Below are 21,305 nucleotides of genomic sequence, written 5' to 3'. Positions count from 1 at the left end.
GGTTCACCTCAGAAGGGGCCGTACGCGACGATGTCGCGCCCGTACACGTCCCAGAGCTTGCCCAGGAACAGCCTGCCGAAGCGGAGGAGCGCCTCCCTGCGTTCGGCCGCCGTCTCTCCGTGGGCGCGGAATGTCGTGAGCTGCCGCATGAAATCGAGCAGGTGAATGCGGAGGATCCCGGACGCGACGACCTCCGCCGTGGGCTCCAGCGCGGCGGAGACGTGCCCGCGGTAGATGCGGGTGGTGAGCGTCGACGTGTCGTCCCAGAGATCGAGCCCGGGGTCGTCGCGGACGTCCTTGCGCCCGCTCAGCGTGAGCGCGCGGCCCCTGTCGTCACGGAAGAAGAGGCGATACAGCATGTGCTTGCCCGTGGGGTCCGGCGCGCCGTCCGTCCGCTGATCGAGGAGCAGGTTGAACGTCCCGCGCTCGATCGGGAGCGCGCCGCCGAACGCGTCGCAGACGACGTTCCCCTCGACCTTCGCCTCGTGCTCCGGCGATGTGACGAAGCGGTCCACGCCGTCGACCGTGATCGTGAGGCGGACTTCGAGCGGCGTGCCCTCACGCTTCCCCCGCGCGAGCGCGTCCCTGGGATCGAGGTCCCCGCGCGCGATATGGCCCTTCATGACCTCGCTGAACGAGAGGCCTGGAGACGTCCTTGGCGCGTCGACGTCGCGCGCGGGATCGCGGCCGGGCTTCCGCGGGACGCCGTTCGCGTCGCACCACGCGCGCGCCTCGCGCACGCCGAGGTGCACCGCCTCGGCGAGGCGGTCGGCGCTGAGCGCGAGCACGTAATGGACAGGGACCTCGGACCGGAGGATGCGCAGGCGGATCACGCGGTCGAACTCGCCGCGTTCGCCTCGCGCGATCGCCGCGTTGCTGTCCTCGATGCGGCGCACGATGCGACGGAAGTTGCTGTTGGCCGCCATCTCGATGATCTGGAAGTAATGGGCGATGAAGCCGTCGTTCCAGTCGCCGCGCTCGCTGACCGTCCAGATGACCCATATCTCGTCGGCGCCGCGCCGGATCGCCTCCTCCAGGTTGGCGTCGGTGCTGAAGACGGAGTCGACGTAGGTGTCGCCGCCGATGACGACCGGCGGGAACCACATGGGCAGCGAGATCGCGGCCATCAGGTGATCTTCGGTCATCACGGACGGGGGCAGCGCCTCGAGCGCGTGCTTCGTGAAATTGTAGACATTGAACGTGGCGTCGACGTGGCTCGCGCGGATCGCGCCGAAATCCAGCCGCCAGGCCTCCCGGATCGCCCTGCGGAAGCGATCGAGCGTCGCGATCGACTCCGCGCGAAGGGGCCTCATGTACTCCTCGAGGTTCAGGTCGAAGCCGAGGCTCGGGTCGAATCTCCGCCAGCTGTCCGCGATCTGCGAGCCGCTGAGCCCCTGGCAGAGCATGGCGAGGTTGAGGGTGCCGCCGCTGGCGCCGTCGACGTGATCGAAGGTGAGCCCTGCCTCGTCGAGCCACACCTCGAGCACCCCGGCCTGGAACGCCACCTTCATCCCGCCGCCGGCGAGGATCAGCGACCGCCTCGTGGGCCTCTCGTCTCGCGCGGCGCTCACTGGACCACCCCTTCCGCCCCGAGGATCGACGCGGGCGCATCCGCCTCGGCGCGGGGCGCCGGGGCGCTGTCCATCGCCGCGGCCGGCTCGGCCTCGGCGTCGGGGATCCTCGCGGCGAGCGCCGGCAGGACGACCCGCGGGAGCGGCGCCCTGCGGTCCCGGCCCGACTCGGAGGCGAACGCGAAGCTGCGCACCGAGCGCCACACATCGAGGAAGCGCTCGCGGTTGAAGCCGGAGCTGGACAGGAAGATGTCGTACCGCTTGTGGGCGGGGTTCACGACGTCCTCGTCCGGCGCGCCGGGCCCGCCGTGGTGCCCGATGATGTCCGCGTGATCCGCGTCGACGAAGACGCTGTCGTCCGGCGTGGGCCACACCATGGATACGCAGTTGACGATCCCGTCGTTGTGCGCGCGGTCGAGCGCCACGCTCCCCGCGGCGTCGAGCCTGCGGACCGAGCAGCCCGGTCCGAGCTCCTGTCCGGGCTCGCACGCGGTCCATCGGTGGAAGATCTTGAACAGGTCGTGTTCCGGCGTGCCCGGGAGTGGCTCGGCCCTCGTCACGATCGAGCGGAGGCGCACGTGCGCGTACGTCGTCCTGAAGAGCTCCTCCGCCTGGACGGAGTCGGCGGCGTGACGGGCCGGATCGAGGTCCGCGACGACGCCGAAGTCGTCCGAGGCGTCGTTCAGCCATTTCAGCGTGTCGAAGTAGACGCCCCTCGCACGCGCGCGCGCCAGGCCGTCCTGCTCGTCGCAGGCGCTGAACAGGCTCATCGTGTCGAGGATCGCGTGGACCCAGCCGGCCGACCACCCGAGCTGCTTGAGCGCGCTGGCCAGGAGGCGCGCGCCCGGCTGGCGAAGGGTGCGGCTCGTCTCGTAGAGCACCGTCACGAGCGCCTGGAGCTTGCCGGACCAGCCGCCGACGACGCGGGCCAGGTTCGAGCCGCGGTGCGGCGTGGACAGGAACTGGACGGAGCAGATGCTCCGGATGATCGCCTCCGCGGGGAACTTCTCGATCGGCTCGTTCCTCGCCGCGTGCTCGTGGAGGTACTTCATCATCCACCGGACATCCATCCCGCCGGTGGAGTGTCCGATGAAGTGGATATAGTCGCCGCGGTTCAGGCGGAGGATCCCCCGCTTGTACCGCTGCAGGAGCCAGTCCAGGAGGAGCTTCGCGCGCGTCTCGATGCGGGCCGTGGGCAGGTTCGGGAAGTAGTGGAGCGTGAGCGGCGCCTCGTACATGGCGCCCTTCCACCCCCGCAGCGCCTCGGTCACGCCATGGTAATAGTGCAATGAGCCCAGGGCATCGAAGCCCGCGAACCCGGGCACGAGGATGAAATGCGTCCTCGGCTCGTCCGTGCGAGTCATCACGTTCATGGAAGCGTCTCCTCCGCTCTGTGATCGCCCTACCGCGCGCGGGCGTGTGGGCGTGGACCGTTGTGGATGTAGCCGTTATCGACGAACGATGCGTGAGCGCGCCGAGCTGCCTGCTCGACGCTCACAAGGCGCTTGAATCCGAGCTCACGCTCGGCATTGGCCCCGTCGAGGCGCTGGCCGGGCGCGCGGGTCGCGCCGCGGGCCGGGGGCTGGCGTTCTGAGCGCGGCTCTCGACGAGCTCGTACATCCAGCGGATGTTGCTCTCCGCGCTCGTCCAGACGAGCCGCCCGCGATGCGACACGGGCAGCTTCTCGAGGTCCCACGGCGAGAGATCGACGAGCAGCACCGCCTCGTCCGCGGTGGCGCCGCGCCGGACGACCTCCTCCACAGAGGCCTTGAGCGACTCGAGGTAATCGGCGAAGCGCACGAGATCTCCGGCCCGGGCGATGGGGCCGTGGCCGGGCACGAAGGCCGCGGTGGGATGAGCGGCCGCGAGGCGGCGGATCGCCGCCGCGAGCCCGTCGATGTCGGCGCCCGTCGGGGAGAGGTCGAAGAAAGGGTAGTGCTCGTGAAAGACGAGGTCGCCCGTGGCGACGACGTCCGCGTCGGGGACGTGAACCCACAGGTCCCCGTGCGTGTGCGCGGCTCCCGGGTGCCCGACGCGGACCTTCCGCCCGCCCACGTCGAGCTCCGCGCCTTCCTCGCCGACGAGGACGACGGGCACCCCGTCGCGGTGCGATGCCCAGTACTTGCCGTCCTCGGCGTGCATCGAGGCGGGGACGGTGTGGTACGCGACGAGGGAGGCGCGAGGGTAGAGGGCGTTCCCCCGCGTGTGGTCGTAATGGTAATGGGTATTGACCACGGTCTTCACCGGCGCGGCGACGTGCTCCCTGATCCAGCGCCGCAGCATGTACGAGCCGGGGAAGAACTTCGTGTCGACGAGGAGCGACTCCCCGCGCCCCTGGACGACCAGCGAGTTGCCGCCGCCGCCGAAGACGGCGTGGACGCCCGGCCCGAGCTCGACGGCCGACTGGCGGACATGGGCGCGGTAGAACGCGAGGGCTGCCCCCGCGGGCGACGCCGCCTCGCGGAGCAAGGGGTGCGAGCGCGGAAGGAGCTCCGGGGCGAGCCGCCCGTGCTGCTTGTACACCGTCTCGAGGAGCCGCGCCCCCGCGAGCGACCGATCCTTGACGAACGTGAAGTGGGCAAGCCAGAAGTCGCGCATCGCCCGGAAGCTCGGCCCCATGGCCTGCTCCCAGGAGCCGAAGCGAGATCGGCCGTTGCCCGCGTCCTCCACGAGGTAGCTGTGGCGCGCATGGAAGCCTGGCAGGGCAGTGACTTCCCAGGTGACCTTCCTGCGTGGCTCGACCTCGACGACGTCCGCGACGGCCGGCATCACGTAGGGATAGAAGGGATGGATGGGACGGAAGCACCAGGTCAGCCGCTGACCGAGGGCGAGCCGTTCGTTATGCACCCAGAGGAAGCAGGGGTTCCAGCGCGGCCAGGCGCGCGCCTGGGTGAAGAACTCCCAGAGGACGTCGACGGGGATGTCGACCTCGATCGTGCCGGCGACGGGCAGCATGTCGCGCGAGTGCTGAAAGGCCGCGGTGTCGTGGGTCGTCATGGGATGATCTCCAGCGCTCGGCGTGCACGCGTCGGGCTGTGCACGAGGAGTGCACATCTCCCCTGACGCGTCACCCTTGATGGGAGAAGTGAGCGGGCAGGATGGCGCTGCGAGTGACCACCCCGAGCTCCCTTCCGACAGGTCCGACCGGACGGGTCGCTCGATGGCGAACCCTGTCGCTGTCGTCGTCGGTGTCCCAGGCATGTCCCGCGCCATCCGGGCTCAGCGCGCGTTCGGGGGCGGATCGACCGCTGGAGCGCGCTGGATGCAGCGATCGCGGTCGGGCCGCTCACGTTGCGAGTCGACCTCCGGTTGCGCAATCCCGCAGGAACTTGCGCAGCGCCCGGTGCTGCTGAGGAGGATGGAGGCGGGGTTCACCGGCCGGAGCCGCTACCGGTCGCAGGGGTGCTGCCGCCCTGCGTGCCGGTGCCGCTGCCCTTCGTGCCGGTCCCGCCCTGCGTGCCGGTCCCGCCGCTCGGCGGCGTCAGAGAGCTACCGCCGTGCGTACCTGAGCCGCCCGTCGCGCCGCCGCCCGGGGTGCCGCCCGTCGTTCCGCCCGTGCCGCCCGGAGTGCCGCCCGGAGTGCCGCCCGGGGTGCCGCCCGTCGTGCCGCCCGGGGTGCCGCCCGTCGTGCCGCCCGTGCCGCTGCCCGGGGTGCCGCCCGTGCCGCTGCGCGGGGTGCCGCTTCCCCATTCCTGCGTGCCGCCCTGGGTACCAGCCCCGCCCTGAGCGCCGCCTTCCGGCGTCCCCGTATCGCCGCCGGGCATCGCGCCTGTGCCGGGACTTCCGCTCTCAGGTGATCCCGTTCCCTCGGTGCCCGCGGGGGTCTCTCCGCCCGTCTGCCCGGCTCCGGGCGAGGTCGTCTGTTCGCCGCTCCTGCTCCCCCCGCAGGCCATGAGCGGCACCGCGGCCACGACTACCAGAAACATGCTTCTCATGTTGTGTCTCCCAGGTCGTCTTCGTTCGCGGCTCGTGCCGAGCCGCCGGCGATGCGGACGCGTCCGCGCGCACGAGGCCGGCCAGGGCCTGGCGTAGCGTCCCACGCTCGACATGCTGGGGCCGGCTCCGGCCCTCGGAATCGAGACGAGTCCGGAACGGCGCATCGGGCGACACCCGATGGAACACCGCTTCTCGCGGAGCAGACAGGCCTGCTGATGCCAGCGCTCACGGGCGCTCGTTGTCGATGAGTTATCCGCCGGCCCCGCAGCGAGCGAGTCGAAGCGTCGCGCGACGAGCCAGCCGCCGCCGCGGCGGACAGCGCCGGCTCCCATGCGGCTTGCCCGGCGCTTGCATGAGGGCACGAGCACCTGTGATCGCGGAGCACGCCGCGCGCCGGCCGCGGCCGCTTGCGCTCCGCGGCGCAGCAGAGGGGGTGAGGCATGCGCGAGAGATTCCGGAACGCGGTCGTCGTCATCACGGGCGCTTCGAGCGGCATCGGCCGCGCGACAGCGCTGGAGTTCGCCAGCCGCGGGGCCGCGGTGACGCTGACGGCCAGGCGCGAGCAACCGCTGCGCGATCTCGCCGCCGAATGCGAGAAGGCCGGGGGCAAGGCCCTCGTCGTGCTCGCCGACGTGACGAACGAGGCCGCAGTCCTGGAGGTCGCGCGCCGCACCACCGAGGCGTTCGGCCGGATCGATGTGTGGGTCAACAACGCGGCGGTGACGCTCTTCGGGCTGTTCGAGCAGACGCCCTCCGAGCCCTACCGGCGCGTCATCGAGACAAACCTGTTCGGCTACGTCCACGGCGCCCGCGCCGCGCTGGCGCAGTTCCGGCGGCAAGGTCACGGCGTGCTCATCAATGTCGCGTCGATGGTGGCGAGGCTCTCGGAGCCCTACGTCAGCGCGTACGTGGCCTCGAAACATGCGATCCGCGGTCTCTCCCAGAGCCTGCGGCAGGAGCTCGAGGTGCTCCGGGCCCGCCATATCCATGTCTCCACCGTCATGCCGGCGACGATCGACACACCGTTCTTCCAGCACGCCGGCAACTACACGGGGCGCACGCCAAGGGCCATGCCTCCGGTATATCCGCCGGAGCGCGTGGCGCGCGCCATCGTTCGTCTGGCACGGACACCCCGGCGGGAGGTGTTCGTGGGCAACGCGGCACGGCAACTTGCTCTGCTGTCGTTCCTGGCGCCCGGCCTCGCCGAGCGCCTGCTCGCGCGGAGCGTCGACAGGCTCCACCTGCAGCACGACCGGACAGCGTACGCGACGAACGGCAACCTGTTCACGCCCCTGCCAGAAGGGACCACCGCGAGCGGCGGATGGAAGCCGCGCGGGAAGAAGCGGGCGCTGCGCGCCGCGGTCGTCGGACTGGCTGCCCTCGCGCCCGCCGTGCTGGGACTGCTGTGGCTCCGCCCGAGGCTCCTCGCGGCGCGGTGACGGCGCTCTGCGCAAGCCGCACGTCACCCTCGTCTGGGACCATGATCCGCCTGTCGCAAAAAGACACACTCGCCGCGTCGGCCGCGGTGCGCGGCCACGGCTGGGCTCGCGGAGTCCATGAAATCTGCTCTGGCCTCGGTTGCGACGCGGGGCGCCGGCTCTAGAACAACGACCACGTTGATCGAGCGAGAAATGAACCGCCAAGACGCCGAGGCCCCCAGGGAGAAGCCAGAGTCCTGGCGTCCTCGGCGTCCTGGCGGTTCGACGTCCTGCTCGTTTCAGGCGGGCTCAACCCGCTTGTCGCTGTAGGTGGGTCGGAGGAGACGTTGAGGGGAGCATGAGAGAGCGAAAGAAGCTTGCAGGGAAGCGGATCGCGGCGCTCGTGGCGGACGGGTTCGAGCAGATCGAGCTGACCGTGCCGATGAAGGCGCTCCGCGCCGCGGGCGCCGAGGTGGACGTCGTCTCGCTCCGCCACGGCAAGATCCGCGGCATGAACCTCCACGAGCCGGGCGGGAGGGTGCGCGTGGACAGGACCGTCGGCGAGGCGGATCCGGCCGAATACGATGGGCTCCTCTTGCCAGGAGGGTTCATCAGCCCGGATCTGCTCCGGCAGAGCGAGGAAGCGCGCCAGTTCGTGCGCGCCTTCGACGCGCTCCGCAAGCCGATCGCGACCATCTGCCACGGCCCCTGGGTGCTCGCGTCGGCGGAGCTCGTGAGCGGGCGACAGCTCGCGTCCTGGCCTGGCATCCGCGACGACGTCGTGCACGCCGGCGGCGTCTGGCGCGACGAGGAGGTGGTGCGGGACGGCAACTGGCTGTCGAGCCGCGGGCCGCAGGATCTGCCGGCGTTCGTGCGGGAGATGGTCGATCTGTTCACCGAGACGGCGCCGATCCACGCGGCCGTGGCGTCGCCGCTCGCCGCCCAGTCGGCGCCGGCGCGAACGTCGCCGCCGCTGGCGGCGCTCAGCGCGACGGCGTTCCTGCCGTCGCCGTCCACGGGGCGGCGGATCCTCGGCGGGGTGGCCACGCTGGCGGTGGGTGGGCTCGCGGTGATGGCGTTGCGGCGGGCGGTCGCGTAAGGGCCCCGGGGTTCAGCGGCGCCTCGAAGATCCACGTCTGGACGTATCTGCGGGAAGAGCGCGGCTGTTCAGCCCGACCCGAACGGCACACGACCGTGTGTCGCTCAACACATCGAAGCGACCGCGGGGCGCTCACGCGTGGGCCGTGCGGAGAAGTTCGCTTCTTCGCCGACGGAGTTCGACTAGTATGTCCATCCCATGGCCGAGAGTAGCTATGTCTTCGCTGGTTCGGAACGTGCGCGAGAGCTCGAGCGCCTGCGGCGGATCGAGGGCTTCTTCGACCCCGGCAGCCGGCGCCTCCTCAAGGCGGCCGGGATGGGTCCGGGCTGGAGCTGCCTCGAAGTAGGAGCCGGCGCCGGGTCGATCGCCTCCTGGATGGCAGAGCGCGTCGGCCACGAGGGCGAGGTGGTCGCGGTCGACCGCGACGTGGGATTCCTGGACGCCGCTCGGCTGCCCGGCGTACGGATCATTGAGGGCGATATCCGCCAGCTCGACTTCCACGCAGCCCGGTTCGACCTGGTGCACGCCCGCTACGTGCTCATCCACAACGCGGATTTCCAGGTGATCCTCGACGCGATGCTGGCGGCGCTGAAGCCCGGCGGCCACCTGGTCCTCGAAGAGCCCGACTTCACCGCGGCGAGGGGCGCCTCCGGCGCGGATATCGACGCCTTCAACCGGGTCAACCAGTCGATCCTCGCGATGTACGAGGCCGGCGGCATGGACCCGGGCCTGGGCTTGCGGCTGCCCGCGATCCTCATGGCGCGCGGGCTCGCCATCGAGGCCGTCGAGAACGAGGTGCCGCTGTGCCCGGGCGGGCATCCGCTGTCCGAGATCATGAGCCTGTCGGCCGTTCAGCTCCAGGACAGGTATCTCGCGACCGGGCAGATCAGCGAGGAAGATCTCTCCGGCTACGCCCGGTTCGCGTCCGATCCCTCGGCGTGGGGCATTTACTACGGCAGCGTCGGCGTCCTGGCCCGCAAGCCGGCCAGAACCGCGGACTGACGCGCCGCCCGCGCCCGGGTCGCCGGGCGCCGATACCCCTGCCTCGGCCCCGTCCTCCAGCAAAGCGACGGTATCCATCCTGCCGCCTCCGTCGCGCGCGCACACGGCGAGCGCGCCGCACCTGCGGGCGCGCCGCCCCCTCGCCCGGCCAGCCCTCCCCCGAGGGCGCCGGCGCCGCCGCCCGGGCGCGCGCGCGTCCGTTCACCGACGCCGGGATGTGGCACCTGCGCGCCGGTGCGTCGCGCGGCGCGGAGGGTTCAACCGATCCTGTGCGGTGGTGAGCATTGGTTATTTGATGAGATCGCGCTTGCGTCTCCCGGCGCCGGTTCAAGATACATGGCGGGGCGGGCCAGGCATCACCGCCAAGCGCTTCAGCGCCGGACCCGCTTCCGTCAATGACATGGGGGGATTATGAGCATTCGAATCGATTCTCTTCGTTTTGCATGGTTGACAGCCCTGGCGCTCGCGGGAGCCAGCGCCTGCTCCGTCGCGGCGGAAGACGGTGTTCTGGCGTCGGCGGACGAGGACGAGGCGGTCCAGTCGACCTCACAGGCCTTCACGCTCTCGATGCCTGAGCTCGCAGCGGTGCTCGCGGCCTTCGACGCGGCCGAGCTCAACGCGGCGCAGCTCGCGTTGAGCCGCGCGAGTGACCCGCACGTCCTCGAGTTCGCTCAGGAGCTGCTCGAGCATCACACCCTATCGAGCCAGCGGCTCCTGGCCGCGGTCGGGCAGACCGGCGTGAGGCCGCTGGACAACCAGATCAGCCTGGCGCTGGCGGAGCAGGGCGCGGCGGATCAGCAGACGCTCGAAGGCCTCACCGGGCAGCTCTTCGACTGGGGGTTCGTTGACCTGCAGATCCACCGGCACCGGGAGTACCTCGCCCATCTCCAGGAGCAGATCTCCGTCGTCGGGCCCGAGCTGCACCCGGGGATCTCCCACCTCGTTCCCGAGGTCCGGAACGCCACGTCGCGGCACCTCGCGCACGCCACGTCGCTCCCCGCGATGATCGGCAGCCCGTACGTCCGGGATTACGGCCCGCTGCCCGGCGCACCCTATTACGGCTATGGCACGCCCTATCACGGCGGTTACGGCACCGTCATCCCTGGCCCGAACGGGCCCTACTCGCCGGCTCGCCCCTCGTACCCCTATTACGGGTATCCCGGGCGCAGCGGGTCGTTCGGCTCAGGCGCTCCGGACCCGTACGCGCCGTTCGGAGGCCGTCGCCCGTGAGCCTGGCCAGGTAAACGGCGGGCGGCGCGCTCGCCCGCACCGCGGCGCCTGAAACAGCCCGCGCCGCGGCGCCTGCGCTCGATGGAGCACGGGCGCCGCGGCGCTCCCACCTCGTGCGCGAGAGCATCCGTGACGCCCACAGGCGACGCCGGCGGTAGACGGCGCGGCGCGCTACAGCCGGCGCCGCGCGCGGCCGCGATCCGGGATGACGCCGTGGATCTCCGCCTCGCTGAAGCCAGCCGCCTTGTAGAGGCGCTTCAGGTGCACGAGCTCGATGTGCGCGCTCTTCGCCACCGCGGCGCGGATCCGATCCAGCACGCTGAGCCGCTCGAGCGGGAGCCGGGTCGCCTCGACCGTCGAGCGCAGCGCTGCGGCGGCGGACTTCACCTCGGCCGCCGCCGCCTGCGCCTTGTCCAGGCTGAGCTTCGGGTGGATCCCCGAGCCGAGGAGCTGCGCGAGCACCTCCAGCCGATCCGGCTGCCCGGTGATGTCGCCGTCCTCGTGGTCGGCGAAATAGGCCATGCCGCCGGGGAACAGGATCGACAGCGCGGGATCGGCGGTGGGGCGCCCGACGGCGCTCCAGACGTCGTCGGCCACCTTGCTGAGCGCGTCGTCGGCGCGCGCGGACTCGGCCTCGACCTTGGCGAGCAGCGGCTCCGCCTCGGAGCGCGCGGCGTTGCGCTGCGCCTCCACGCCGTCGAAGAGCGTCAACACGGGCACGAGCCGCTGCTCGGCGAGCTCCCGAAGGGGCCCTCCCTTCGCAGAAGCGCTCTGGAGCGTCGCGCGCACGTCACCGATGATGTCGTCCGCTGGCGCATCCTTGCGAATCACCTCGCCCATGATGTCGATCCTCCTCTGGCCTCACGAGGCTCCAAGGCTGCGGAGTCCGGCGATACACGACCCGCGAACGCCCCCCGTCGGCGCTGTCACCTCGGGCACCATAACGGAGCATCGACCGCGCGATCAACCGGATCGCAGCCCCGCGCCTCCGGCCGGGCGTGAGCCTCCGGAGCGCGTCGCTGGTACACTCGCCGCGTGCACCTCGGCTCGCTCTTGCTCCCGGCCCTGCTCGCTCTCCCGCTCGCCGCGCACGCCGGACAGAGCAGCGGCGATCTGGTCGCCGCCGCCGCGGCGGCAGGGCGGCCGCCCGAGTGCTCGGCGCGCACGAGCCGCGCGATCGCCCGGGGCCCCACCGTCTGGGAGAGGGCGCGCGCGCCGGAGCTCCCGCGTTACTGCGACCTCCTCGCGCGCGGTCAGGCGCAGCTCGGCAGCAGCCCCGAGGCGGCGCGCGAATCGGCGCGCGTCGCGGACCAGATCCTCCCGGGGCACGCCGCGCCGCAGGTCCTCCTCGCGCGCGCCGCCCTCGCGCTCGGCTCGCCCGAGGACGCCGCGCGCGCGTTCGACCGCGCGCGGCACATCGACCCCCGCAGCGTCGAGGACCCGCACACATTGCACGACCTCGCCCGGTCGCTCGCCCGCACCGGCAAGCGCGACGAGGCGCTCGCGATGTACCGCGCGCTCGTCCCGCGGATCGACCTGCTCGGCACCCCGGATCAGCGCGCGCTCGTGCTGCTCGAGGCAGCGCACCTGTCGATGGCCGCCGCGGGCGCAGCGGCGTCGGCCGCCGGCGCGGCTGCGTCGGCCGCCGGCGCGGCCGCGTCAGCCGCCGGCGCGGGCTCGGCCGGGGCGCCACCCGCCGGCGCGCGCGGAGAGGCCAGCCGTGCCGATCTCGACGAGGCGATCGCCTACCTGCGCGAGGCGCGCCAGCGCGCGCAGTCGCAGCTCGCCCGCGACGTCACGCTGTCGCTCGCGCTCGCGCTCGACCGCGCCGGCGACCGCGCCCAGGCCGACGCCGCGCTCGAGGGCGAGGTCGCCGGGGCCGCTCCCCAGGCGATGCGCGCGCGCGGGGCCGATCCGCGCGCCGGAGCGGCGGCGCGCGAGCACGCCGACGACGACCTCGCCAGCGCGGCGGCGCGCCTGCGCTCCGTCGACTACCTCGCGGTCCCGGAGGACAGGCTCGCCCTGGAGGCGCTCGCACTCGAGCGGACCTCGGAGGCGGCGGCGATGGCGCGCTGGGAGGCCTACCTGTCGGGCGCCGGTGGCAAGGGACCGTGGGCCGCGGCGGCGCGCGCGCGCCTCGACGCGCTCCGGAAGGGCGCCGGCGCCGGAGGCCACCGGCCGGCGCGCGCGGCCGGCTCGACCGCGGGGCCGGGCGCGCGCGCGCCGCGGGAGCGCGTCGCGCCCGGGCCGAAGGCAGGAGGGGCGCCGTGAGCCGGCGATCGCCCCTGGCCGGCGCCACGGCGCTCGTGTCGCTCGCGCTCGCGGCGATGGGCGCGCCCGGCCCCGCCGCCGCGGCGCCGACCGTCTGGTCCCGCGCGCTGGACCCGGCGGCCGACGAGCGCGCGGCGCTCATCGCCCAGGCGGACGGGCTCCTCCTCCGGTACGACCGGCTCCGGCGCAGCCCGCTCCTGGAGCGCGTCGAGGAGATCGGCCCGCTCTGGCTTCGCGAGGCGCGCACCCTGTACGAGCGCGCCGGCGCGGCGACCTCGCGCGACCCGTCGGTGCGGCTGCGCTACGCCGACATCCTCGAGCACCTCGGCGACGTGGAGGGCGCCGCCGCGACGCTCGAGGGGCTCCTGCGCCTCCATCCGCCGGCGCCTTTCCGGGCCGACGCGTCGCACGCGCTCGCCGTCTGCTACGCGCGGCTCGGCAGGTACACGGACGAGATCAAGGCGTATGACGAGGCGCTCGCCCTCGAGCCCCACGCCGCGTCGCGGGCCCTCCTGCTGGCCAACCAGGCGGAGGCCTACATGGCGCTCGGCGACATCACCGCCGCGGTCGAGGGGTACCGGGCCGCGCTGGCGACGCTCGGCTCGCTCGACATGTTCCGGTACGGCGTGACGACGCTCTGGGGGCTCGCGGTGGCGCTCGACCGGTCGGGCGACCTGGAGGGCGCCCTCGAGCACATCCGGCTCGCGAGGACCTACGATCGGAGCGACCAGCAGATCAACGGATCAGGCTGGTTCTACGTGCCTGCCCACGACGACGCCTGGTACGCAGCGCTCGGCCGCTGGGCGGCTGCGCGGAGCGCCGAGCTCGGCGCCGCGCGCGCGGAGGCGTACCTGCAGGCCGTGGCTGCGTGGGAGTCGTACATCGCGCGCGCGCCCGCGAACGACCACTGGCTGCCGCTGGCGAAGGCGCGCCGCGCGCAGTGCGAGAGGGAGCGGGAGCAGACGATGAAGCGCCTGCGGAAGCCCGCGGCCGCGGCGCCCGGGCGGCGCTGAGCGCAGCGCGCCGGCGCTCGCCCCGCGTGCTGGGCAGCCTCACATCCCTTCCGGTTGCCCCCGCAGCGCGCTCCGGTCGCGCCCGGATTGCGCTCGGTTCGCGCCCGGATCGCGCTCGGTTCGCGCCCGGATTGCGCGGCAGCGCGGGCGGCGATGCCCCCCTTTACGAGCCAGCCCGGCGGGGTCACCTTACCGATCGTTGCCGCTCTCGCGCGCGAGGGCGGCGCCGGCCAGCTCACCACGAACGGAGATCCGTCGAGATGCGCGACTCGGTTTTCAATGAGACCGTGCTCTGGTCCGGACGTCCCAAGGTCGTCGCGACGCCGCTCCTCTACGTCGTGGCCGCGGCGGTCTGCGGCGTGACCTCCGCGATCAGCACGGCGTCGGCCATCGTCGTGACCAGGGCGCTCGGCGCGTCGCCGACCCAGCTCCTCGCGTTCGCGGCCTGGATGGCGAGCCTCGCGGTCGCGTTCAGCTACCTGCCCCGCTGGTGGCGCTCGGAGCTCGAGTACATGCTCACCGACATGCACATCGTGGTGCAGCGCGGGAAGCTCCGGCGCTCGATCGAGCGGCGGTCGATCAGCTACGCGCGCATCCACTGGCACCCGAAGCACCCGGGCGTCGGCGACCTCGAGCTCGTGAGGGCGGTGCCGACCGGCGCCCTCCGGCGGCGGCTGTCGATCGTACTGAACGGCGTCGTCGCCCCGGATCGCGTCTGGGCGATCCTGCGGGGCGTGGTGCCGTCGGCGCCAGCGGGCGACGGTCACCGGCTGCTGTCGCAGCGCCTCGACGAGGGCGAGCGGGTGCTCTGGTCGGCGCACCCGGCCGACGGCTGGCACAAGTGGCTCCCGAGCGGCCTTCGCGGCGTCGTCTCCGTGCTGCTCGGCGTGCTCCTCGGGGGCTTCGCGGTCGTCACGGCGGTGCACGCGGTGCGGAGCATCCGGATCGTGACCGCGGCGGGCATGGATCCGCAGAGCGTGTCGTTCGTGGCGCTCGTCGCGTCGCTGTCGCTCACGATCGTGCTGCTCGTCGCCGCGGGGGCGGCGATGCTCTACGTGTCGGTGGTGCGCCCCGCCCGGCTCGCGGCGCGCACGCGGTACCTCATCACCGACCGGCGCGTGCTCATCCAGCGCGGCGACGAGGAGCTGCACCTCGATCGCTCGCGCATCGTCGACGTGATCGACGCGCCGGGCGCCGGGGGCCTCCGGGACGTGTTCCTCGTGCTCGACGGCCCCCGGGCGCGCGCCGTCGCCGCGAGCGGCGCCTTCGGCGAGGCCTCGGGCGCCGGGCTTCAGCCGGTGCTGCACCGGGTCGCGGACGTCGACTCGGTGCGCCAGATCCTGCGACCGGCGTAGCGCGAGCGCCCCTGGCGCGCATCGCGGGGTTGCTGGGTCGGCGCTTCGCGCCAGGCGTTCGAGGAGCCGCCGCCGCTGGGTGAGCCGGCCGATGCGACGGCGGATGGGACTCCGCCGGAGGTGCGGTCGACGCTGCGGAAGGCGGAGGCGGCTCTGGTGGCGACGGAGGCGCCCCTGATCTCGACGGAGACGACTCTGGCCTCGGCGAAGGCGGCTCTGGCCTCGGCGGAGACGACTCTGACCTCGGCGGAGACGACCCTGACCTCGACGGAGACGACCCTGACCTCAGCGGAGACGACTCTGACCTCGGCGGAGACGACTCTGGCTTCGGCGGAGACGACTCCGAAAAATCAAGGACTGGACGCGCACTTACATCGCTTCGCCTGGCCCGCGCGTGCCCGTCTGCCCCCTGCTCCCGGGCCCGGTGATAAGGCAGACAGCGTCATGTAGGAGCACCTGCTGACGAAAAGACGATGAGCGGAAGACGGAAGAGGGGAGACGGCGACGGGGCCCGGGGGGGCTCCTCACCTGCGGGAGACGCGCGCCTCGAGGTCTCTCACGCGCGCCTCCAGCTCGCGCACGCGCGCCTCGGCGGCGGCGCGGGCGCGCTGCTCCGCGACGCGGGCGCGCTGCTCCTGGGCGCGCGCCTCGCCCTCGGCGCGGAGGGCCTCCTCCTCGGCGGGCACGAGATCCGTCGCGCGCGAGCTCCGCGCGACGCGCAGCGTCGGGTGCGGGCCGTCCTTCAGCACGACCAGGTGCGCGTCGAGCGCCTCGATCCAGAGAGGATCGGCGCCGGCGTGGACGCGCAGGTACGTGCCGTCCGGGTCGCGCCGGTAGAGCTGGAGCGGCACGCGCTCCTCCGCGAGCGGCGCGCGCGCGGCGGCGGCCTCGGGATCGAAGAGCAGGAGCTCGGGGCAGCCGAGCTGCCAGTACTTGGCCGGCGCCTCCTCGTAGACGCGACGCCAGTCGCCCGCGACGATCTCCAGCGCGAACCGCGGCGGGCGATGGTTCGGCAGCCACGTCTGCCACTGCCGCGGGAGCGGCGGCAACGGGCGGTGATCGAGCACGTAGAGGTCGGGCAGGACGCGCACGAGCGGCTCGCCCCGCACCCACGCGAACGCGTGGTCGGCGCCGGCGTACCAGTCGGCCCAGCCGCGCTCGCGCGCGAGCTGCGAGAGCACCGAGAGCAGGAGGCGGACGATGCCGGAGCGCTCGGCCTTGCCGGGGCGCTCCGCGTCGTCGGGCAGGTACCAGCCGGACCAGTCGATCGCGGCGCTGGCCTCCTCCGGCGACAGATCGCGGAGCACGAGCGCGCGGGGCGGCCGCCGGGGGTTGAGCGGGAGCCCGAAGCGATTCACCGATGCCACGCGCTCACGCTAGCACCCCGGCCGAGCCCGCGGTCAGGCGGCGACGCGGCGATGCGGCGACGCACGACGATCCCGCCCGGTGTCGAGGCGTCATGACCCGGCGAGGCGCTTGACGGCGCAAAGCTTCCGTGTCTTCCTATCTGCTCACAACTTTCTTCACATCATTCACGGCGTCAGCGGCACCAGCGTCGCGCTGAGCGCTCTCGCGATCCGCTGCTGGCCGCCTGGAGCCCGGCGAGACGACTCCGCACCACGGCGGCCACGCGACACCGCGTCAGCCCGGTCTGGGGCACATCGATCTCGCGTCCGGAAGAAGGAACGCCGGCCGCGGCCTCGAGATCCCGCCCTCGGGCGACGGCGTCCGCGCTGATCGGGCCGGAGCGAGCCCTGGGCGCGCGCACGGAGGAACCTTCATGAGCACCTTGCAACAACGGATCGGGACTCTGGTCATCGGCTCTCTGTGCGCTGTCGCCTGCTCGGCGACCGCGGGCCCCTCGTCCCCCCAGGGGCAGGGCACCGGCGGCTCGGGCGGGCTCCCGGACGACATCGGCGCGGGGACGGGAGACATCTTCGGCGTCGGCAGCGGCGTCCCCGTCGAGCCGCCCCCCTGCGAGGTCTGCGAAGATTTTCCGGCGACGCCCGTGTTCGACGAGAGCGGGACGCCGCCGCCGGCGAACGCGCCCGAGCTGTTCGGCGAGCCGGGCAGCGGCGCGCAGGGCGGCCCGTGCCTCGTCGAGCCGGAGATCGGGGCGCTCTTCCCGAACAACTGGCTTCGACCGAGGTTCCGGTGGACCGCGCCGCAGGGACAGGACCTGTTCGAGATCCGCGTGCACGCCGATCGGGAGAAGAACGACCTTGTCGTCTACACGACGAACAGGGAATGGAAGATGCCAAAGGACATGTGGGAGAAGCTCGCTGCCCACGTCCGCGACGAGCCGATCACGATCACGGTCCGCTCCGTGTCGACGAGCGCGCCGGGCGCGCCGCTGCTTGGCAGCTCCGGGCCCATCACCATCGCGCCGGCCCCGGCCGGCGGCAGCATGGTGTACTGGGCGGCGATCGGCGAGGGGCCCGCGGACGCGTGGCTCGCGGGGTTCGGCGTGGGCGAGGAGGGGGTCGTCGACGCGCTCCGCGTCGACCAGGTCCAGCAGGGCGGCCGGCGCGACGAGAACGGCAACGTGCGCGGCGACGGCCAGGTGCGCTGCATCGGGTGCCACACGTCGACGCCCGACGGCGAGGCCGTCATGTTCATGGATCACTGGCCCTGGGACCTCGCCATCGCGTCCGTGAAGGAAGACTCGGTCGGCGCCGTCCCCGCCTACGTGACGCCGGGCGGTTCGGAGGCGATGAACCAGGCCTGGCTCGGGCCGCCCAAGATGTCGCCCGCGCACTTCGCGCCCGGGGACCGGATCTTCATCACCTCCTATGGCCGGCACAACGGCAGCGTCTGGGATGGCCAGTCGCACACGAGCATGCCGAACGCGCGCCTCGCGTGGTTCGACCTCGAGGCGTCAGCGCCGGCCTATCCCGAGTCGACGAACGCCACGACGGCGAAGAGCGAGATGGCCGCCGCGGAGGGCGCGGCGTTCGGGTTCATCGCGCGCGACGGCGACACGCGCGGGGCGATGATGCCGGACTGGAGCAACGACGGCACGACCATCGTGTACGTGTCGACCGACGCCGGCAAGGACGGGCGGCTCGCCGCCGGCGCCGGCGATCTCTACACGGTGCCCTACAACAACAAGCAGGGCGGCGCGGCCACGCCCCTCGAGGGCGCCGCGGAGCCGAATTTCAACGAGTATTACCCGGCCTTCTCGCCCGACGACCGGCTCATCGCGTTCAACCGGACGCCGGGCCCGGGGGAGATGTATTACAACCCCGACTCCGACATCCACGTCGTGCCCGCGGCCGGCGGCGCGGCGACGCGGCTCGCGGCCAACGACCCGCCCGCGTGCCTCGGCGTCACGAGCCCGGGAATCCACAACAGCTGGCCTCAGTGGTCGCCCGAGGCCACCACCGTGGACGGCAAGACCTATTACTGGGTCATCTTCTCGTCGTCGCGCGACGGCTACACCCTCCAGAAGGACCCGGGCAAGAAGGCCTCGCAGCTCTACGTGACCGGCGTTGTCGTCGAGGGGACGACCGTGCACACGTACCCGGCGATCTACCTCTGGAACCAGGACGCGGGCACAAGCAACCACACGCCCGCATGGGACGTGTTCAAGATCCCGCCCGCGCCCGTGCCCCTCTGAGGCCGCGCGGGGCCGCCAGGCCGGGAGCGCCCCGCGATCCCGCGGACAGGCACGCGCGCACCGGGTGTGCTGTCCTGGATCCATGGATGTCCACAGCATCGCGCGCCGACGGAGGTATCCAGTGATACCACCTGCATGGCACACCTGTGCCAGGTGCTCCTGGCCGGTGCAGGGGATGTCGTGCTCCTGCGGCGGCGCGGGGCCCAGCGTGCGGTGAACCGCGGAAAACCTGCGGAGCGGACGGCTGGCGCGGGGCTTGCCGAGATGCCCGGCACCATGCGAACACACCGCGCCCTTTCCTCCCTCTGGCTTCTCCTTGCAACAGGCCTCCTCGCCGCCGGATGCGACCCGGAGTCACCGACGGACGGCTCGCAGAACGGGTCGCAGAGCGCGGCGCTCCAGCGCGCGCAGTCCTGCGAGGACCTCGAGACGCTGCTGAAGCGGGACGCGCTCAGCAAGATGAACGCGCAGATCGACGCCATGATCGCGAGCTACTCCGTGTACGGAGAGATCCGCGGCGGCGGCGGCGTCATCGGCGTCCCTGGCAGCGTCGACACGCCCACCCAGGGCGCGGATCCGAGCGCGCCCTCTCCGGCGCCGCCCGGCGGCGAAGGCGCGGGCGCCGCGGACGACGGCAACGGCGCCCCGACCCACTCCGAGACGAACACCCAGGTCGCGGGCGTCGACGAGGCGGATATCGTCAAGACCGACGGCAACAACCTCTACGTGCTTCACGGCCAGAGCTTCTACACGTTGGCCGCGTGGCCGGCCTCGTCGCTCGCGGTGGGCAGCTCGCTCGCGATCGAGGGGCAGCCGCGCGAGATGTTCGTGGCGGACGACAAGGTCGTCGTGTACTCGGATGTCAACGGGGCGTCGATCTACGAACGAGCGGGCGTCGAGCCGCGGCCGGTTTACTACGACTACATGCTCGTCGACAGCATGGTCGGCGGCGGCGTCGCCCGGCCCGTCCCCGGGGGCGGAGGGGTGCCGGACGAGGCGCCGGAAGCCCCCGCGAGCGGCGGTGGCGACACGCCCATGGCGCCGTCCGGCGGCGACAGGCCGGCGCCGCCGGACGGCGGCGCGGACGACCCCGAGGCGCCCGCGAGCGACGGCGAGCCGAGCGACCCCGACGCGCCGGCGAGCGACGGCGAGCCGAGCGACCCCGGTGCGCCGGAGGACAACCCGCCCCCCGTCGGCGAGCCGGTGCCCGGAGATCCCGCGGGGCCCTGGGTCTACGCCCCGCTGACGAAGCTCACCGTCCTCAGCCTCGCGGGCGGCGCCCCCAGCGTGGTCAAGGAGCTCTACTTCGAGGGGAGCTACACCTCGGCGCGGCGCGCCGGCGAGAACGTCCGCACGGTGCTGAACGGCGGCGCCCACGGCCCGGCGCTCGCCTACTGGCCCGAGAGCCTCGTCGAGTATCCCGAGACCGCCGAGGCGTGGGCCGCGGCGTTCGAAGAGCTCCGCGCCGAGAACACGGCGATCATCGAGGCCGCGCCGCTGTCGACGTGGCTGCCGTACCGCTTCGAGAAAGAGGGGGAGACGGTCACGGAGCTCGGCGCGAGCTGCGCGGACTTCTACGTTCCGGGGGCGGGCACGACGTCGTACGGCCTCACGCAGATCGAGGCGATCGACCTCGGCGATCTCGACGAGGCGCCGGCGTCGACGTCGATCATCGGCGCGACCGACACCGTGTACTCGAGCCACGACGCGCTCTATGTCGCCGCGCGGGGCTGGCAGGAGCCGGCGTCGCCGGGCGCGCCCGGCGAGGCGTTCGTGATCAGCGATGTCACGCACCTGCACAAGTTCGATCTGACCGCCGATCCGAGCCAGCCCAGGTACGTCGCGTCGGGCTCGGTGCCCGGCCACATCCTCAACCAGTTCTCGCTCGATGAGCACAACGGCAAGCTCCGCGTCGCGACGACCGCGATGGTGCAGGCGGAGCCCAGGTGGACGACGAGCAACAGCGTGTTCGTCCTCGAGGCGCAAGGCGCCGAGCTCGCGCGCGTCGGCGCCGTCACCGACCTGGCGCCCGGCGAGCAGATCCGCTCGGCCAGGTTCTTCGGGGATCGCGGCTATGTCGTGACGTTCCTCCAGGTCGACCCGCTGTTCGTGCTCGACCTCTCCGACCCGGCGGCGCCCTCCGTCTCGGGAGAGCTCAAGATCCCCGGCTTCAGCGAGTACCTGCACCCGCTCGGCGACGGGCACCTGCTGGCGATCGGCAGGGACGCGGACGAGGACGGCAGGGTGACCGGCCTGGCGCTGCAGATCTTCGACGTCACGAACCCGTCGGCGCCCGCGCAGCTGCACAAGGAGACGATCGAGGGGCCGTTTGCGTCCTCGCAGGCCGAGTACAACCACAAGGCGTTCACGTACTACGGCGAGCACAGCGTGCTCGCCTTCCCACTCGTGAGCTACGACGCGGAGACCGGCGCTGTCGCGAGCACGCTGGAGCTCTTCAACGTCGACGTCGAGGACGGGTTCACCAGGCTCGGGGCGGTCGACCACAGCGGCTTCTTCACGCCGACGCCGGGGTGCTATTACTACGGCAGCGCCGACGTGTGGCGCGGCGTGTTCATCGAGGATCACGTCTACTCGATCTCCAACGGCGGCGTGCTCGTGAACGCGCTCGACGACCTCGCGACGCCCGTCGCGTCGGTGGCCCTGCCCGCCTCGACCTCGTGGTACGCGTGCGGCGGCGACGTCGCCGAGCCCGCGCCGACGCCCGCCCCCGCGCCGGCGCCCGACGGCGGGGAGTAGCGCCGCGCGGCAGCGGCGCTCCCGCCGCGGCGCC

Annotated in this window: 15 protein-coding genes; 9 read left to right on the top strand and 6 right to left on the bottom strand. The window is 72.6% G+C overall.

The annotated features are described in order from the left end of the window. Positions 1-8: 8 nt before the first annotated feature. From WMF24_RS46825 to WMF24_RS46810, 4 genes are all read right to left on the bottom strand, one after another. The gene (locus WMF24_RS46825) at positions 9-1,571 is read right to left on the bottom strand and encodes a patatin-like phospholipase family protein (RefSeq protein WP_437733986.1); all 1,563 of its coding nucleotides are present in this window, start codon (positions 1,569-1,571) and stop codon (positions 9-11) included. After that, positions 1,568-2,944: an esterase/lipase family protein gene (locus WMF24_RS46820; RefSeq protein ID WP_437733985.1), complete on the bottom strand. Its 1,377-nt coding sequence runs from the start codon at positions 2,942-2,944 to the stop codon at positions 1,568-1,570. Before WMF24_RS46820 ends, WMF24_RS46825 begins: the two co-directional genes overlap by 4 nt. Positions 2,945-3,065: 121 nt before the next feature. After that, the gene (locus WMF24_RS46815; protein WP_437733984.1) at positions 3,066-4,568 is read right to left on the bottom strand and encodes an MBL fold metallo-hydrolase; all 1,503 of its coding nucleotides are present in this window, start codon (positions 4,566-4,568) and stop codon (positions 3,066-3,068) included. Between the two features lie 374 nt (positions 4,569-4,942). Next, entirely contained in the window at positions 4,943-5,335 is a 393-nt protein-coding gene (locus tag WMF24_RS46810; RefSeq protein ID WP_437733983.1) for a hypothetical protein, read from the bottom strand. Between the two features lie 612 nt (positions 5,336-5,947). On the opposite strand from WMF24_RS46810, the gene WMF24_RS46805 reads away from it, so the two are divergent. From WMF24_RS46805 to WMF24_RS46790, 4 genes are all read left to right on the top strand, one after another. Next, on the top strand, positions 5,948-6,946 hold the full coding sequence (locus WMF24_RS46805; RefSeq protein ID WP_437733982.1) for an SDR family oxidoreductase: 999 nt from the start codon (positions 5,948-5,950) through the stop codon (positions 6,944-6,946). A 337-nt stretch (positions 6,947-7,283) separates the two neighbouring features. Continuing rightward, the gene (locus WMF24_RS46800) at positions 7,284-8,024 is read left to right on the top strand and encodes a type 1 glutamine amidotransferase domain-containing protein (protein ID WP_437733981.1); all 741 of its coding nucleotides are present in this window, start codon (positions 7,284-7,286) and stop codon (positions 8,022-8,024) included. A gap of 198 nt (positions 8,025-8,222) precedes the next feature. Continuing rightward, a complete protein-coding gene (locus WMF24_RS46795; protein ID WP_437733980.1) occupies positions 8,223-9,026 on the top strand; it encodes a class I SAM-dependent methyltransferase in 804 nt (267 codons plus the stop codon). A gap of 567 nt (positions 9,027-9,593) precedes the next feature. Further along, on the top strand, positions 9,594-10,256 hold the full coding sequence (locus WMF24_RS46790; protein ID WP_437733979.1) for a DUF4142 domain-containing protein: 663 nt from the start codon (positions 9,594-9,596) through the stop codon (positions 10,254-10,256). 171 nt (positions 10,257-10,427) lie between these two features. On the opposite strand, the gene WMF24_RS46785 is transcribed toward WMF24_RS46790, so the two are convergent. After that, the gene (locus WMF24_RS46785; protein ID WP_437733978.1) at positions 10,428-11,096 is read right to left on the bottom strand and encodes a hypothetical protein; all 669 of its coding nucleotides are present in this window, start codon (positions 11,094-11,096) and stop codon (positions 10,428-10,430) included. A 195-nt stretch (positions 11,097-11,291) separates the two neighbouring features. Between WMF24_RS46785 and WMF24_RS46780 the strand changes: the two genes are divergently transcribed. The 3 genes from WMF24_RS46780 to WMF24_RS46770 all read left to right on the top strand — a co-directional run bounded on the left by WMF24_RS46780 (position 11,292) and on the right by WMF24_RS46770 (position 14,895). Beyond that, the gene (locus WMF24_RS46780; RefSeq protein ID WP_437733977.1) at positions 11,292-12,527 is read left to right on the top strand and encodes a hypothetical protein; all 1,236 of its coding nucleotides are present in this window, start codon (positions 11,292-11,294) and stop codon (positions 12,525-12,527) included. Further along, positions 12,524-13,540 carry a tetratricopeptide repeat protein gene (locus tag WMF24_RS46775; RefSeq protein WP_437733976.1) on the top strand — a complete coding sequence of 339 codons (1,017 nt, stop codon included), beginning with the start codon at positions 12,524-12,526 and terminating at the stop codon, positions 13,538-13,540. The genes WMF24_RS46780 and WMF24_RS46775 overlap by 4 nt, the downstream gene beginning before the upstream one ends. Positions 13,541-13,800: 260 nt before the next feature. Next, complete coding sequence (locus WMF24_RS46770) at positions 13,801-14,895, top strand: hypothetical protein (protein ID WP_437733975.1); 1,095 nt, start codon at positions 13,801-13,803, stop codon at positions 14,893-14,895. A 524-nt stretch (positions 14,896-15,419) separates the two neighbouring features. Here the strand turns inward: WMF24_RS46770 and WMF24_RS46765 are convergent. Further along, on the bottom strand, positions 15,420-16,262 hold the full coding sequence (locus tag WMF24_RS46765; protein WP_437733974.1) for a Uma2 family endonuclease: 843 nt from the start codon (positions 16,260-16,262) through the stop codon (positions 15,420-15,422). Positions 16,263-16,675: 413 nt separating this feature from the next. On the opposite strand from WMF24_RS46765, the gene WMF24_RS46760 reads away from it, so the two are divergent. After that, positions 16,676-18,514 carry a TolB family protein gene (locus WMF24_RS46760; RefSeq protein ID WP_437733973.1) on the top strand — a complete coding sequence of 613 codons (1,839 nt, stop codon included), beginning with the start codon at positions 16,676-16,678 and terminating at the stop codon, positions 18,512-18,514. A gap of 276 nt (positions 18,515-18,790) precedes the next feature. Beyond that, a complete protein-coding gene (locus WMF24_RS46755) occupies positions 18,791-21,271 on the top strand; it encodes a beta-propeller domain-containing protein (protein ID WP_437733972.1) in 2,481 nt (826 codons plus the stop codon). Positions 21,272-21,305 lie beyond the last annotated feature (34 nt).

Source organism: Sorangium sp. So ce1335 (genome assembly GCF_051521615.1).
Taxonomy (GTDB): domain Bacteria; phylum Myxococcota_A; class Polyangia; order Polyangiales; family Polyangiaceae; genus Sorangium.
This window is presented reverse-complemented; position numbering and strand designations above follow the sequence as displayed.